This is a genomic window from Chordicoccus furentiruminis, from assembly GCF_019355395.1.
In the GTDB taxonomy this organism is placed as follows: Bacteria; Bacillota; Clostridia; order Lachnospirales; family Lachnospiraceae; genus Chordicoccus; species Chordicoccus furentiruminis.
This window is the reverse complement of sequence record NZ_CP048829.1, coordinates 284,990-299,663: the sequence shown is the minus strand read 5'-3', so window position 1 is coordinate 299,663 and position 14,674 is coordinate 284,990. Positions and strand designations below refer to the sequence as shown.

General features: G+C 56.7%; 14 protein-coding genes. 11 read left to right on the top strand and 3 right to left on the bottom strand.

Going from position 1 to position 14,674, the window contains the following annotated elements:
• Positions 1-225: 225 nt before the first annotated feature.
• From topA to guaB, 6 genes are all read left to right on the top strand, one after another.
• Positions 226-2,283 (top strand): type I DNA topoisomerase, encoded by a 2,058-nt coding sequence (gene topA, locus G4C92_RS01305; protein ID WP_274940831.1) that lies wholly within the window; start codon positions 226-228, stop codon positions 2,281-2,283.
• A 298-nt stretch (positions 2,284-2,581) separates the two neighbouring features.
• Entirely contained in the window at positions 2,582-3,367 is a 786-nt protein-coding gene (gene codY / locus G4C92_RS01300) for a GTP-sensing pleiotropic transcriptional regulator CodY (protein ID WP_274940830.1), read from the top strand.
• Positions 3,368-3,769: 402 nt separating this feature from the next.
• Complete coding sequence (locus tag G4C92_RS01295; protein ID WP_274940829.1) at positions 3,770-4,057, top strand: co-chaperone GroES; 288 nt, start codon at positions 3,770-3,772, stop codon at positions 4,055-4,057.
• A gap of 19 nt (positions 4,058-4,076) precedes the next feature.
• Positions 4,077-5,699, top strand: a complete 1,623-nt coding sequence (groL, locus tag G4C92_RS01290; RefSeq protein WP_274940828.1) for a chaperonin GroEL — start codon at positions 4,077-4,079, stop codon at positions 5,697-5,699.
• 254 nt (positions 5,700-5,953) lie between these two features.
• Positions 5,954-6,451 carry a DUF6106 family protein gene (locus G4C92_RS01285; protein WP_274940827.1) on the top strand — a complete coding sequence of 166 codons (498 nt, stop codon included), beginning with the start codon at positions 5,954-5,956 and terminating at the stop codon, positions 6,449-6,451.
• Between the two features lie 134 nt (positions 6,452-6,585).
• Positions 6,586-8,043, top strand: a complete 1,458-nt coding sequence (gene guaB / locus G4C92_RS01280) for an IMP dehydrogenase (RefSeq protein ID WP_274940826.1) — start codon at positions 6,586-6,588, stop codon at positions 8,041-8,043.
• 140 nt (positions 8,044-8,183) lie between these two features.
• Here the strand turns inward: guaB and G4C92_RS01275 are convergent, their stop codons facing one another.
• On the bottom strand, positions 8,184-8,576 hold the full coding sequence (locus tag G4C92_RS01275; RefSeq protein ID WP_274940825.1) for a helix-turn-helix domain-containing protein: 393 nt from the start codon (positions 8,574-8,576) through the stop codon (positions 8,184-8,186).
• Positions 8,577-8,761: 185 nt separating this feature from the next.
• Here G4C92_RS01275 and G4C92_RS01270 point away from each other — a divergent pair, with 185 nt between their 5' ends.
• From G4C92_RS01270 to G4C92_RS01255, 4 genes are all read left to right on the top strand, one after another.
• Positions 8,762-8,989: a helix-turn-helix transcriptional regulator gene (locus G4C92_RS01270; protein ID WP_274940824.1), complete on the top strand. Its 228-nt coding sequence runs from the start codon at positions 8,762-8,764 to the stop codon at positions 8,987-8,989.
• A gap of 29 nt (positions 8,990-9,018) precedes the next feature.
• Entirely contained in the window at positions 9,019-9,702 is a 684-nt protein-coding gene (locus G4C92_RS01265; RefSeq protein ID WP_408611784.1) for an IMP cyclohydrolase, read from the top strand.
• Between the two features lie 136 nt (positions 9,703-9,838).
• Positions 9,839-11,017 carry a phosphoribosylaminoimidazolecarboxamide formyltransferase gene (locus tag G4C92_RS01260; protein ID WP_274940822.1) on the top strand — a complete coding sequence of 393 codons (1,179 nt, stop codon included), beginning with the start codon at positions 9,839-9,841 and terminating at the stop codon, positions 11,015-11,017.
• 69 nt (positions 11,018-11,086) lie between these two features.
• Positions 11,087-11,917 carry a class II fructose-bisphosphate aldolase gene (locus tag G4C92_RS01255; RefSeq protein WP_274940821.1) on the top strand — a complete coding sequence of 277 codons (831 nt, stop codon included), beginning with the start codon at positions 11,087-11,089 and terminating at the stop codon, positions 11,915-11,917.
• A gap of 131 nt (positions 11,918-12,048) precedes the next feature.
• Here the strand turns inward: G4C92_RS01255 and G4C92_RS01250 are convergent, their stop codons facing one another.
• Complete coding sequence (locus G4C92_RS01250; RefSeq protein ID WP_274940820.1) at positions 12,049-13,068, bottom strand: branched-chain amino acid aminotransferase; 1,020 nt, start codon at positions 13,066-13,068, stop codon at positions 12,049-12,051.
• A 116-nt stretch (positions 13,069-13,184) separates the two neighbouring features.
• Positions 13,185-13,493, bottom strand: coding sequence for a hypothetical protein (locus G4C92_RS01245; protein WP_274940819.1), 309 nt, complete (start codon positions 13,491-13,493; stop codon positions 13,185-13,187).
• 261 nt (positions 13,494-13,754) lie between these two features.
• Between G4C92_RS01245 and G4C92_RS01240 the strand changes: the two genes are divergently transcribed.
• Positions 13,755-14,564, top strand: coding sequence for a nitroreductase family protein (locus G4C92_RS01240; RefSeq protein WP_274940818.1), 810 nt, complete (start codon positions 13,755-13,757; stop codon positions 14,562-14,564).
• The last annotated feature ends 110 nt before the right edge of the window (positions 14,565-14,674 follow it).

The window sequence follows — 14,674 nt, the reverse complement described above, 5'->3', positions numbered from 1 at the left end:
ACCTCGCAGGAAGGAGAGCGGCCGCTCCCCGGATGTGCATGGAGTATAGCCTTTCGCTTCATTCCTGTCTATAAGAGTGCGACGATTCGATCCGATATGATTAATATTCGGATAAAAAATGATATCGGAAGCGGACAGAGGCGGCAAAATCGTCTTGCACGCCTTTTCCTTTTGCTGTATAGTTTCTAGGACTGAAATCAAGCAGGAATGAGATGGAGGCACGTGTTGGCAAAGAATCTGGTCATCGTGGAGTCGCCGGCCAAGGTGAAGACGATCCGTAAGTTTCTCGGCTCGCGCTACGATGTGGAAGCGTCCATGGGCCATGTCCGGGATCTGCCGAAGAGTCAGCTCGGCATTGACGTGGAACATGACTTTGAACCGAAATATATCACGATCCGCGGGAAAGGAGATCTGCTTGCCAGACTCCGCCGTGAAGCGAAGAACGCGGATCATGTGTTTCTCGCGACCGACCCCGACCGGGAGGGAGAGGCGATTTCCTGGCATCTTGTCACGGCGCTGAATCTCGATCCGAAGAAGATGCGCCGGATCACCTTCAATGAGATCACGAAAAACGCGGTTCGTACCTCCCTCAAGAATCCCCGGGACATCGATATGAATCTTGTCAACGCCCAGCAGGCGCGGCGCGTGCTTGACCGTCTCGTGGGCTATGAGATCAGCCCCGTCCTCTGGAAAAAGGTGAAGCGCGGGCTTTCCGCCGGCCGGGTCCAGTCGGTGGCGCTCCGGATCATCGCACGGCGGGAGAAGGAGATCGCGGACTTCATTCCGTCCGAGTACTGGACGCTTGACGCCCTGCTTCAGGTTCCCGGACAGAAGAAGCCACTGGAAGCGAAGTTCTTCGGGACGGACAGGAAGATGACCGTCTCCTCGAAGGAAGAAATGGACCGTATTGTCCGGGAGCTGGAGCAGGCGGATTTTACTGTTTCCGAGCTCCGCAGGGGAGAACGGGTGAGGAAGCCGCCGCTTCCCTTCACGACGAGCACGCTTCAGCAGGACGCCTCGAACCGGCTCGGCTTCTCGACATCGAAGACGATGCGTGTCGCCCAGCAGCTCTATGAAGGCGTTGATCTCGAAGGCGAAGGAACGGTCGGTATCATCACATACCTGCGCACCGACTCCACGCGTGTCGCAGGCGAGGCGGAGACGGCGGCCGAAGCCTTCATCACGGAGCAGTACGGAGCGGAATACTACGGACATCCGCAGGGAACGAATCATAACCGCAACGCCCAGGACGCCCATGAGGCGATCCGGCCGACGGACATCCGGCGGACACCGGCCTCCGTCCGTGATTCGCTGTCGAGAGAACAGTTCCGCCTGTATCAGCTGATATGGCGCCGGTTCGCGGCCAGCCGTATGGCCGCGGCCGTCTATGACACCGCCCAGGTGAAAATCGCGGGCGGGCCGTATACGTTTACGGCTTCCGCGTCGCGGATTCGTTTCGCGGGGTTCCTTGACGTCTATGCCGCGGAGGATGAGGAGAAGAGCGCCTCCGGCATGATGCTGAAAAATCTTGAGAAAGGGATGAAGCTGGAGATGACGGAGCTTCGGCCGGAGCAGCACTTCACGCAGCCTCCGGCTCATTTTACGGAGGCATCCCTTGTCCGGACACTTGAGGAGAAGGGAATCGGACGTCCCAGCACATACGCGCCGACGATTTCCACGATTCTCGCCCGGCATTATATCACCAAGGAGCAGAAGAATCTCTATCTGACAGAGCTGGGCGAGGTGGTCGACGGCATCATGCTGAAGGCATTCCCCCAGATCGTCGATGAGAATTTCACGGCCAACCTTGAGACGCTGCTGGACGGCGTCGCGATGGGACGGGTTGACTGGAAAACCATCGTGCGCAATTTCTATCCGGATCTGGAGGAAGAGGTCAGCCGGGCAAAGGAAGAACTCGCCGAAGTGAAGATCGAGGACGAGGAGACCGATGTGGTCTGCGAAAACTGCGGACGGCATATGGTGATCAAGTACGGTCCGCACGGCAAGTTTCTCGCGTGCCCGGGATTTCCGGAGTGCCGGAACACCAAACCGTACTTCGAGAAGGTCGGCGTCCGGTGTCCCCTGTGCGGCGGTGAAGTGGTGCTGAAGCGGACCCGAAAGGGACGCCGGTACTACGGCTGTGAAAACAACCCCGCCTGTACGTTTATGTCGTGGTCAATGCCGGTGGAAAAAAGCTGTCCGAAATGCGGCCATTATATGATCAGAAAGGGCAGCAAGATCGTATGCTCGGATCCTTCCTGCGGTTATTCGGAAGATGTCTGATAATTTCAAAATAATTCTGAATCGACTTGTATGATCTGACTGTTTATGCTATAGTCGAATTGTCAAATTGGATCGGTCAGAGTGGATATTTGCAGAACCAGTCAGCCTTGGACGCGGCGGCACGCGGCTTCGACACGCCGGACCGGACGCTCTTCCTGTCCGTCGGAAGGGAGATGCAGGTCTTCCGGTGCGCGGGGCAGGCCCTTCCGGTGTCCGCGGACGACGCAATAAAGCCGGCAGGACCGGACGGCACGTCTTCGCATCCCGGTCAGACGGATTCAGTTAGAAAGGAGTGAACATGAGCGTACAGCTGCTGGACAAGACACGAAAGATCAATAAGCTGCTGCATAACACGAGCACATCGAAGGTTGTGTTCAATGACATCTGCTCCGTGCTCGTCGAAACGCTTTCCTCCAACATTCTTGTCATCAGCAAGAAGGGCAAGGTGCTCGGAGTCGGCAAGTGCGAGGGCGTGGAAGAACTCAGCGAGATGATCACCAGCGAGATCGGAAGTTTTGTGGACAGTCTGCTGAATGAGCGTTTTCTCGGCGTGCTCTCCACCAAGGAAAATGTGAATCTGGCGACACTGGGCTTCACGGGAGAGGGCGTGGAGCACTATACGGCCATTATCAACCCGATCGAGATTGCCGGCGAACGCCTCGGAACGGTGTTCAGCTACCGCTCCTCAGCGCAGTATGACATCGATGACATCATCGTCAGCGAGTACGGGACGACTGTGGTCGGACTGGAGATGATGCGGTCCGTTGATGAGGAGAATGCAGCCGAAACCCGGAAGCATCAGGTGGTCAAGTCCGCCTTCTCCACACTGTCCTTCTCCGAGCTCGAAGCCATCATTCATATTTTCGATGAGCTGGACGGCAATGAAGGAATCCTGGTTGCCAGCAAGATTGCGGACCGGGTCGGCATCACCCGTTCCGTGATCGTCAACGCGCTGCGGAAGTTCGAGAGCGCCGGCGTGATCGAGTCCCGTTCCTCAGGAATGAAAGGCACCTATATCAAGGTGCTGAATGATTATATATTTGATGAGCTTGATGAGATCAAGCTGCATCGGGCAAAGAAATAAGCAGGAAAACGGTCCGGCCCGCTGTGCTCGGGCCGGATCGTTTCCGAAGGCATACAGCAAAAGAGGCTGCCGTTACAGGAACCGGGACCGCGACAGAATACGGGATCATCTTCGGATTCCCGCAGAAAGCGCTGTCCGTGTCCGGTGCGGCAGTCTTTTTTGCTGCCCGCGAAGGCGGATTCAGGCCGATACATCCGCCGCAGTCCGCCGGATTCCGGATCTTGCAGCGGCAGGGACCGCCGGAGCGGGAAGACGGACAGCCGCTGCACAATTTTTATGAAAATGGCTTGACATCCGGAAAAGCAGGTCGTATATTATGTCCTAGATGTTAGCACTCCAATAAATCGAGTGCTACCAAGATAGAAAATCTGAATTGTTTCTATAAAAAGGAGGCAGATTTTTATGAAGTTAGTACCGCTTAGCGACAGAGTCGTTCTGAAGGAACTCGAAGCTGAGGAGACGACCGCATCCGGAATCGTACTTCCGGGTCAGGCAAAGGAAAAGCCGCAGCAGGCTGAAGTAATCGCGGTCGGACCGGGCGGTGTCGTTGACGGCAAGGAAGTCGTCATGAATGTCAAGGTCGGGCAGAAAGTTATCTATTCCAAGTACGCGGGCACTGAAGTGAAGCTGGGCGAAGACAAGTATGTCGTCGTCAGACAGAACGATATTCTCGCTGTTGTGGAAGAGTAAATAAGGGAGGCTTACGGATATGGCAAAGCAGATTAAGTACGGTATTGAGGCAAGAGAGGCTCTTCTTGCCGGTGTCGATAAACTGGCGGATGTAGTCCGTGTGACGCTTGGACCGAAGGGCAGAAACGTTGTGCTTGAGAAGTCCTACGGCGCCCCGACGATCACCAACGACGGCGTGACGATCGCAAAGGAGATCGAGCTGGAGGACGGGTTTGAGAACATGGGCGCGCAGCTGATCCGCGAGGTCGCTTCCAAGACCAACGATGTGGCAGGCGACGGCACCACGACCGCGACGGTTCTGGCTCAGGCGATGGTTCACGAAGGAATGAAGAACCTCGCGGCCGGCGCAAATCCGATCATCCTGAGAAGAGGCATGCAGAAGGCAACGGATGCGGCGGTCAAGGCCCTTGTCGATATGAGCAAGCCGGTCAGCGGTAGAAAACAGATCGCACGTGTCGCGGCTGTCTCCTCCGGTGACGATGAGGTCGGCGAGATGGTGGCGAACGCGATGGAGAAGGTCTCCAAGGACGGCGTCATCACCATCGAGGAATCCAAGACAATGCAGACCGAGCTCGATACCGTTGAAGGCATGGAGTTCGACCGCGGCTATATTTCCGCTTATATGTGCACGGACACCGAGAAGATGGAAGCCCGTCTGGAGGATCCGTACATCCTGATCGTCGACAAGAAGATCAGCAATATTCAGGATCTGCTTCCGGTGCTTGAGCAGATCGTGAAATCCGGTGCTCAGCTCCTGATCATCGCCGAGGATGTCGAGGGTGAGGCGCTGACGACCCTGATCGTCAACAAGCTCCGCGGAACCTTCAACGTGGTGGCAGTCAAGTCTCCGGGCTACGGCGACAGAAGAAAGGATATGCTGAAGGATATCGCGGTTCTGACCGGCGGTGTCGTTGTCTCAGACGAGCTCGGCATCGATCTCAAGGATGTCACGATGGATCAGCTCGGACGCGCGAAGTCCGTCAAGGTGACCAAGGAGAATACCGTCATCGTTGACGGCGAGGGAGACAAAAAGGCAATCGCTGACAGGGTTGCTCAGATCCGCAACCAGATTCAGGATACCAAGTCCGACTTCGATCGTGAGAAACTGCAGGAGAGACTGGCCAAGCTGGCCGGCGGCGTAGCCGTCATCCGTGTCGGCGCTCCGACCGAGACCGAGATGAAGGATAAGAAGTACCGTATGGAGGATGCGCTGAACGCGACCCGTGCGGCTGTGGAGGAAGGCATTGTCGCCGGCGGCGGCAGCTCTTATGTCCATGCGGCTGAGAAGCTGAACGAGCTGGTATCCGGCCTGAAGGGCGATGAGAAGACCGGTGCAGAGATCGTGCAGAAGGCGCTGGAAGCTCCTCTGTACAGAATCGCGGTCAACGCAGGCAAGGAAGGCGCCGTGATCGTCGATAACGTGAAGAAGGCGAAGAACGGGGAAGGCTACAACGCGCTGACAGATGAGTATGTCAATCTGGTGGATGCGGGCATTCTGGACCCGGTGAAGGTTTCCAGATCCGCACTTCAGAACGCCAACTCCATCGCCGCGACGCTGCTGACCACCGAGTCCGCGGTATCGATCATCAAGGAGAAGGAGCCGGCTGCGCCGCAGGGCGGCCAGGGCATGGGCATGATGTAATGCTCTGTCTGTCCGGACGAAGCGCCGGAAGCGGCATAAAAGTATCAGATGAAAAAAGGGAGGCTCACGGGAAAGTGGGTCTCCCTTTTTTCATCGCTGCGCCCGGCGGGATCTCGAATGGCGCGAAAGTGCCTGATACAGGCGCTTTTGCGGGGAGGACAACGGGTTGCGCCCCGGGTGCATAGGTGCTAAAATCTAATAAAATTCAGAAAGGAAAACCTGCCGCTTCATGCTGAGGCAGGAGGGACGATAAGATGGAAGATACCTTTATTGAGCTCGTACTGCCGAAGAAACCGACTCCGCTGGAGACAATGCGAAAACCGCTGCTGGTTCTGGTGACGGTGCTGCTGGCTGTGGCGGGCTTTTTCATTCATCCTTTTTTTATCATCGGACTGCTCGTCATGATCATCGTGGATTCAGTCGTTTTCCCGCGTTTCAATGTCGAATACGAATACTCCTATGTGAACGGCGAACTGGACATTGCCGCGATCTATTCCAAATCCAGCCGTAAGGAGCTTGCCCAGATTGATCTGACGGATGCGGAGTGCATTGCGCCGCTCGGTTCTCACGAACTGGATGCCTACGGCGACACGTTCAAAACGGTTGATTATTCGGTTCGTCAGGAATCCGTAAGACCCTTCGTGGCAGTCAAAGGAGGAGAAACAAAACAGAAGATTCTGGTCCAGCTGAACGATCCGATGCTGTCGGATCTGCGTACGCGCATGCCAAGAAAAGTGCATCCTGAATCATGAGGAATCCCATCGGCAGCCGTGTAAAGGCGGCGGCCGGTGTTTCCATTATAGAACCGGACGCAGAGCGGATACTCTCTCCGGTCTTTGCTTCAAATCAGGAAACCCCGTTAACCTGTGCATCATGGAGGTAAGGAATGGCAACAATTGTAGGCGACGGCATTACGTTTGATGATGTTCTGCTTGTACCGCAGTACAGTGAGTGTACGCCGAATATGGTGGATATTTCGACGCAGCTCACCAATCGGATCCGGCTGAATATCCCGATGATGAGCGCCGGGATGGACACGGTGACCGAGCACCGGATGGCGATTGCCATGTCAAGACAGGGCGGTATCGGGATCATTCACAAGAACATGAGCATCGAGGCGCAGGCTGAGGAAGTGGATATGGTCAAGCGCTCCGAGAACGGCGTCATAACGGATCCGTTTTCCCTGACACCTGAGCATACGCTGGGGGATGCCAACGCGCTGATGGCCAAATACCGTATTTCCGGCGTACCGATTACGGAAGGGAAAAAGCTGGTCGGAATCATCACCAACCGGGACCTGAAATTCGAGGAGGATATGACCCGCCCGATCCGCGAGCGCATGACGTCGGAGAATCTGATCACGGCCAAGGAGGGCGTGACGCTGGAGGAGGCGAAGAAAATCCTCGCCGCCGCCCGGAAGGAGAAGCTTCCGATCATCGATGAGGAGGGAAATCTCAAGGGACTGATCACGATCAAGGATATCGAGAAGCAGATCAAGTATCCCCTGTCCGCAAAGGATTCACAGGGCCGCCTGCTCTGCGGAGCCGCCGTGGGCATCACGAAGAACGTCATGGATCGGGTCCAGGCTCTCTTTAATGCCCATGTGGATGTCATTGTGGTGGATTCGGCTCACGGACATTCGAAGAATATCATCAGCACAGTCAGAGAGATCAAGGATGCCTTCCCGGAACTTCAGCTGATTGCGGGCAATGTGGCGACGGAAGCCGGAGCGGCCGCGCTCTTCGAGGCCGGCTGCGACGCGGTGAAGGTCGGTATCGGCCCGGGCTCCATCTGCACCACGCGGATCGTCGCGGGCATCGGGGTGCCGCAGATCACCGCTGTGATGGAGTGCGCGAAGGCGGCTGAGAAGTACGGAAGGCCGATCATCGCCGACGGCGGAATCCAGTACTCCGGCGATATGACGAAGGCGCTGGCCGCGGGCGCGAACGTCTGTATGATGGGAAGCATTTTTGCCGGCTGCGACGAGGCGCCCGGAGATTTCGAATTGTTTCAGGGGAGAAAATTCAAGGTCTACCGCGGGATGGGGAGCATCGCCGCGATGGAAGCGGGCAGCCGCGACCGCTACTTCCAGACAGACGCCAAGAAGCTGGTTCCGGAAGGCGTGGAAGGCCGCGTGGCGTACAAGGGATCCGTTGAGGATACGGTATTCCAGCTGGTGGGCGGAATCCGCTCCGGCATGGGCTACTGCGGAGCAAAGGACATTCCGACGCTGCAGAAAACGGCGCAGTTCGTGAAAATATCCGCCGCTTCGCTCAAGGAGTCACATCCTCACGACATTCATATCACAAAGGAAGCTCCGAACTATTCGGTGGACAATAACTGATCGGGAAGAGAAACGCGAAGCCGGCCGCCATGAAATAACGGCGGCCGGCAGGGTGCGAAAGGCACGGACGGGGCGGCGCCTGCCCGCATCCGGATCCGCGGGAACGGTACCGCCAGACAGGTTGCTTCCGGCGATGATTCTCATGACCGGATGTCGCGGATCGCTTTGATATAGGGAAGAAGACGGCGGTTTCTGGAAGCGTCCAGACCCAGCTGAACATATTCACGGAAAAGCTCGTCCTCGCGGAACTGCTTCAGCAGAAGCGATTCGCCGACTGTCATGTATTTGCGGCGCCTCAGGGCGGCCGGTGACTGATCCTCGGTCAGCGCCTCGACGGGAATGCCGAACATATCGGCCAGACGCTTCAGATGAGGCTCCCGCGGATAACTGACCATCCGGATCCATGAATTGAGTGTTGTGACCTTGATCCCGGCTTTTTCAGCGGCTTCCTTTTCGGTCATATGATTAACCGCCAGATAGTCAAGGATATTCCCGGCGAGGATTTCTTTCCTCCCGCGTTCCTTCATTTCCATCGTTGCGCTCCACATCCGGGCTGAATAGAATGATAAGTTCAAATTTCTGTACATTAAAAAATATATATTTTGAGTGGATACTCCGTCCCCAGATGGGACGGAAGTTCCCCGGAGCGGAGGGGAAGAAAACCATTTAAAATGGAAACCACTGCATTGACATCCGAAAGTAAAGAGGGGTGAGTAGGATGATGCCAAAAATTTCACTGAAGGCCGCGCGCGTCAATGCCGAGATGACGCAGGACGATGTGGCTCGCGTCCTGCACAGAACGAAGCAGACGATCGTCAACTGGGAAAACGGAATGACGGATATCCGATACACGGATTTGAAGGCCCTTTCGGATCTGTACCAGATGCCGATCGAGTATCTCCGGATACCGGAACGCAGGCAGGCCAGAAAAGGAGGAAGAGCGTGATAAAACAGAATCTGCCGGAACTTCTGAGCATGAATGAATACCCGGGCCGGGGACTCGCGATCGGGCTGACACCGGACGGACGGAAGGCGGTGATCGTCTATTTCATCATGGGACGGAGTGAGAACTCGAGGAACCGCATTTTCGTCGAGGACGGTGAGGGCATCCGTACGCAGGCCTTCGACGAGTCGAAGATGGAGGATCCGAGTCTGATCATCTATGCGCCGGTCCGCGTGCTGGGCAGCAAGACGATCGTCACGAACGGTGATCAGACGGATACGATCTTTGAAGGACTCGACAGCCAGAAGACCTTCGAGCAGTCGCTTCGCGCCCGCCGCTTCGAACCGGACAGGCCGAACTATACACCCCGGATCTCCGGTGTCCTGCACCGCCTTGAAGACGGCTCCTTCAACTACGCCATTTCGATTCTGAAGAGCGCCGACGGCCGGCCGGAGTCGGATCAGCGATTCACTTTCTCCTATGCGCCTGCGCTTCCGGGCGAGGGCCATTTCATCAGCACTTATATGGGAAACGGGAATCCTCTTCCGAGCTTTGAGGGCGAGCCGGTCCGGATCGCCGTGGAAGATGATCTTGACGGATTCACGGAACGGATCTGGAACGGGCTGAATCCGGATAACAGGGTTTCTCTGTTTACCCGCTTCATCAATCTTTCCGACGGCACGTATGAGAGCCGCATTGTGAATAAGAACCATTGACCGGACGACGGGTCCGGCATGCCGGACGGCAGCATTTTCCTGATGGAAAAAAGTGCACGGGTATGCCGGATCCGTCTGTTTCATGTTAAAATAAAAATGCAGAAGGCAACGAACGCACGAGGAGGATGAATACAGAATGAAAGATCTTGCTCTTAAATACGGCTGCAACCCGAACCAGAAGCCGTCCCGCATCTTCGTGAACGATGGACGCGATCTTCCGATCCGGGTGCTGTCGGGCCGTCCCGGTTACATCAATTTCATGGATGCGCTGAACGGGTGGCAGCTTGTTTCGGATTTGAAACGTGCGACCGGACTTCCCGCGGCGGCTTCCTTCAAGCATGTCTCGCCTGCCGGCGCCGCGGTGGGGCTCCCGCTGACCGATACGCTGAAGAAAATCTATTTTGTGGACGATATGGGCGATCTCTCCCCGCTGGCCTGCGCCTACGCGAGGGCGAGAGGGGCGGACAGGATGAGTTCCTTCGGTGATTTTGTCTCGCTGAGCGACATCTGCGACAGGGATACCGCTTCCGTCATCCGCCGGGAGGTATCTGACGGCGTGATCGCGCCGGGGTACACGGATGAGGCTCTGGCAATCCTGAAAGAGAAGAAGAACGGCAATTACACGGTGATCGAGATCAATCCGGACTATCAGCCGGCGCCCCTTGAGCATAAGGATGTATTCGGCATCACCTTCGAGCAGGGCCGGAATGATCTTGTGATCGATGAGAAAATGCTTGAGAATGTGGTGACAAAGAACCGGACGATTCCGGAGGCGGCGAAGCGGGATCTGGTGGTTTCCCTGATCACGCTGAAATACACCCAGTCCAACTCGGTCGCCTACGCGAAGGACGGCCAGGCGATCGGCGTCGGTGCCGGTCAGCAGTCCCGCGTGCACTGTGTCCGGCTGGCGGGGAGCAAGGCGGACAACTGGATGCTCCGTCAGAGCCCGAAGGTGCTGGAGCTGCCATTCGTGGACGGAATCCGGCGGGCGGACAGAGACAACGCCATCGATGTCTACATCGGCAATGAGTACGAAGATGTGCTCCGGGACGGCGCGTGGCAGAGAGTGTTCCGGGTAAAGCCCGATGTCTTTACCGCGGAAGAGAAGCGGGCATGGCTTGATCAGCAGACGGATGTTTCCCTCGGATCGGACGCCTTCTTCCCGTTCCCGGACAACATTGAACGCGCGAGAAAATCCGGCGTCCGTTATATCGCCGAGCCGGGCGGATCGGTCCGTGACGATGCTGTGATCGACTGCTGCGACCGCTACGGAATCGCGATGGCCTTTACCGGCATCCGCCTGTTCCATCACTGATAGAATGAGCCCGGAAAAAAGCGGACCGCATCCGTCTTTTTCCGGTCCGACTGAGAGGGGAGGCCTTTCATGCTGGCGAACTTGAAGGAGGTTCTGGTTCCTGCGGAAGCGGGACATTACTGTGTCGGTCATTTTGACGTTCTGACACTGGAGATGGCGCGCGCTGTGATCGCAGCCGCGGAGGAGGCGGACGCGCCGGTGATTCTCGGAATCGAGGAGAGCCAGCTGTCAATCTGTCCGCTGGACGAATTTGCCGCTTTTGTGCTTCCGATGGCGAGGAAGGCTGCGGTGCCTGTCGCGGTGCATTTTGATCACGGGCAGACCTTTGCCCGCTGTATTGAAGCGCTTAAGCTGGGATTCACGTCGGTGAATTTTGACTGTTCAAGGGATGTGCTGGAGGTCAATGCGGCGAAGGTCTCGGAGATGGTCCGTACGGCCCATGCATTCGGAGCGGCCGTAGAGGCGGAACTGGGCCATACGCCGGAAGCGGAGGAGCTGCGTTCCGGCGCCGCGGAACTTACGGATCCCGCACAGGCGGCGGATTATGTGAAGGAAACGGGGATCGATGCGCTTGCGATCGCCGTCGGCACGGCCCACGGCCAGTATCTGGAAACGCCGAAGCTGGATTACAATCGAATCCGGGCGATCGCGGAAGCCGCGAAGGTTCCCCTTGTTCTGCACGGAGGTTCCGGTCTTTCGGATACGGCGATCCGGGAGGCTATCGCAAGCGGGATCTCGAAGATCGACATTTTTACCGATATCAATCTTGCCTGCTGTCAGGGGGCGATTCAGGCATACAATGACGGAATCCACACGATCAGCGAGATGATTCCGTATGAGGAGCATGCGGTGCGGGTTGTAGCGGCGGAAAAAATCCGCCTGTTCGGAAACCGGACCTGACGATGATGAAGTGAAGCAGGAAAAAGGTGCTGCCGCCCGGCTTAAAGCCGGGCGGCAGCACCTTTATTCTTCCATGATTCCCGCAGCCGTCCATTCTTCTTTACAGACGAAATGCCGCGGTATCGATCCATTCAGATCTCGAAAATCCAGCCTTCCGGCGCTTCGATGCGGCCCATCTGGATGCCGGTCAGCGTGTCGTAGAGCTTCTGAATCTTCGGACCCATCTTTTCCATGCCGCTGGGGAAGTTGATCACCTTGCCGTGATCGACAATCCGGCCCACCGGCGAGATGACGGCCGCCGTGCCGCAGAGGCCGGCTTCCTCGAATTCCGGCAGCTCCGTGAACGGGACCACCCGCTCCTCGACCTCCATGCCGAGATAATGCTCCGCGACATATTCAAGGGAACGTCTCGTGATGGACGGGAGGATGGAATCCGATTTGACCGTGATGAATTTGTTCCCCTTGATGAAGATGATGTTCGCGCCTCCGGTTTCCTCCACGTTGGTGCGGGTGGCGGAATCCGGATACAGATTGTCCGCGAAGCCCTCTCTGTGCGCGATGACGATCGGGTGCAGGCTCATCGCGTAGTTGAGCCCGGCCTTGATGTGACCCGTTCCGTGAGGTGCCGCGCGGTCGAAGTCCGGAACTTTCAGCTGAATCGGTTTGGCGCCGCCCTTGAAATACGGACCTACCGGTGTGGTCAGAATACGGAACTGATATTCGTCAGCCGGTTTCACGCCGATGACGGCGTTGGAGCCGAACATATACGGACGGATGTACAGCGTCGCGCCGGAACCGTAGGGCGGAACCCAGCTCTCATTGGCTTTTACGACCTCTCTGACGGCCTCGACAAAGCGATCCTCCGGGAACGGCGGCATTTCCAGCCGTTTCGCGGAATCGACCATACGCTGCGCGTTCAGGTCCGGGCGGAAGCAGACCGTACGGCCGTCCTCCGTCGTATAGGCTTTCAGTCCCTCGAATACGGACTGAGAGTATTGAAGCACAGCGGCGCACTCGGAAATCGTGACGGTGTGGTCTGATGTAAGGCCGCCCTCATCCCATGCGCCGTTCTTATAGTTCGAGACGTAGCTCGCGGACGTTTCGAGATAGCCGAAACCGAGCTTGTCCCATTCGATATGCTGCTTCTCCATAAATCAAGCCTCCCATGCTCAATCGTTCCGGTCCCTTCCGAAGGAAGGCGCGCGGAACCTGACTGCGGAACAGTTTCTAATTATAAACGCCCCTGCGCCGATGTCAAATAACCGCTCTATTTTCGGCAGTATTTTCGCAGATAGTACATATAGAGGCAGAGCGATACGATTCCCGTCGTGATCGAGACATATCCCATAACGGGCGAATGCGGGAACACCAGCAGCAGAATCTCGACGACCAGCAGCACGCAGCAGAACACCAGCGATGCGCGGTCTGTCTTCTTCCGGTCATAGTCACGGTTCGGATCCCGGCCGGAACCGCTGCCGAACAGCGAGCTGACCTTGTCTCCGTTGCCGGTGGCAAACAGCACGATGAAGACGGCGAGGAAGACGATGATGATGATATCCCAGGCTCTCATGTCCATAAAGCTGACTCCTCCTTTCATTCGAAAGGCTGGCCGTTCCGGACCGGACGGAAGTATCCGGACGGAGGATCCGCGGGGATTTCCGTTCCGCGGACGGCTGCCTTTCCATTTTAACCCAGAAGGACGGCCGGACGCAATATTTCCGGCCGGAGCGCAGGAAGGCATTTCCTGCGAAAGCTGTTTGACAGAGCGGAACGGGATCGGTATGATAAGAACACAAAGGACAGAGGACGCTCTCTGCGTCCTTTTGAGCAGGCATTCATGAATTTATACGAAGCGATCTTTTTACGACAGTCGGTCAGACAGTTCTCCATGACACCCGTGCCGCCCGAGGTGCTTTCCCGGATCGGTACATTCTATGAGCAGACAGCACCGCTTTTCCCGGGGATCCATACGGAAATCGGCATCACGGAGAATACGGAAGGCAGACACCTTCTGACGGGGTTCTTTGGCATTCAGGCTCCATATTACCTGACATTTTATTCGGAAATACGTGACCGCGCTGAGATGAACGCGGGCTATATCTGCGAGCAGCTGAGCCTCTATATGATGACACTGGGACTCGGAAGCTGCTTTATTGGAAATGCAGTCCTCAGAGGCGCGCCGCAGGAGAGAGAGGGGAAGCATCTGGTCATCGTGATGGCCTTCGGTCTCCCGAAGGGGCCGCTATTAAGGCGGGCCGGCGAGGCGAAACGTCTGCCGACCAGGGAGCTCTGTGTATTCAAGGATCAGCCCACGCACTGGATGACGCAGGTCATCGAGGCGGCACGGCTGGCCCCGTCCTGGCAGAACAGCCAGCCATGGCGGTTCGTGGTGGTGGGAAGCCGGATTCACATTTTTTCGAAGAAGGACGCGATGGACCGGCCGAAGAAATGGATGGAGTTCAGCTTCGGCGTGATGTTCTCGCATATCGCGGTGGCATCGGAGGAGCTCTGGCTGGAAGTGGATCTGATCCGGCTGGAGAATGTCAGCCAGAAAAATTTTCGAAACAATCAGTATGTGCTGAGCGCGATTGTCGAATCCCATATGCTGGGGGAGGATTCCGCCTTCCCGTCCGGATCCGGCACCTGACCTTCGGCCGTCCTTCGGGGCGGTCTTTTTTGTACGGAAGAGGCTCGACGGTATCAGGCAGTGGAAAGATCGCCTGATAATTTAATGACTAAATGATTTACAGAAACACA